We start from the raw sequence: 862 nt of genomic DNA on the forward strand, positions 1-862 counted from the left end.
CGTTGCAGACCAGTCCCCAGGCGTCCTGCCGCGACGGCAACGCGAGAACGCGCGCGGTCGCGAAGATCGATGAGATTTCGTCGGGCGAGACATGTGGGCTGTACTCGAGATCGACGCCCGCGGCGGAAAGCTGGTCGATTTCGACCGGCCGTGTCGGACTGTCCGCCACGATTCGCACCGATATCGAAGGAATGCGCCGCTTCAGCTCGAGCACGAGCGCGACGAAGAACGGCCAGTTCTTGCGTTCGTCGTGCACCCGCCCGCACCACAGCAGGTCGTAAGGACGTCGATCGAGCCCCGGGATCTCGGTCGGCCCTTTCCAGGCCGGGACGATGTTGGCGACGAAAATCCGATCAGGGCGCGCGCCCTGCTGCAGAAAGAACTCGCGTCCTTTCTCGCTGGCACAGATGATCGCCCGCGCGCGAGCGAGGATCATCGGGCGCGCAATGCGATGATAGATGCTTCGCGGCATCATGATCCCCCAGCCGTCCGTCAGGAACGCCAAGGGTCGGCGATGGATGGTGGCCCAGAGCGCCGCGATCAGCATCGTCGGGTACACCCCGTTCACGGCGACGATCTCGGGCGACAGTCGGGACAGCATGCTCAACATCCCGGTATTGATGTGGGCCGACCGCGATCCCGGCAGGTCGAACTCGAATCCCCGGAGGATCGCGTGCCTGTACTTGGTGTCGTAGCGGTCCGACCACTGCCGGTTCTTCTCGCGGGCCGAGCAGGAGATCACGAACAGATCGAGCCCATGGTGCTCGACAATGTGATTGAAAAGCCGGTTCGTGTAGGGCGTCACCATATTGTTGCAGATCGCAATACCTGGCATGGACGTCGCCCGACGAGTAATCGCACC

At 63.2% G+C, this 862-nt stretch carries 1 protein-coding gene; it reads right to left on the minus strand.

The genetic code is table 11. The features are described from left to right. On the minus strand, nucleotides 1-808 hold an 808-nt coding region (locus ABTU92_RS30815), incomplete at its 3' end, for a glycosyltransferase (RefSeq protein WP_408095318.1). Nucleotides 809-862: the final 54 nt, after the last annotated feature.

Source organism: Rhodoplanes sp. SY1 (assembly GCF_046000175.1).
Lineage (GTDB): Bacteria > Pseudomonadota > Alphaproteobacteria > Rhizobiales > Xanthobacteraceae > Rhodoplanes.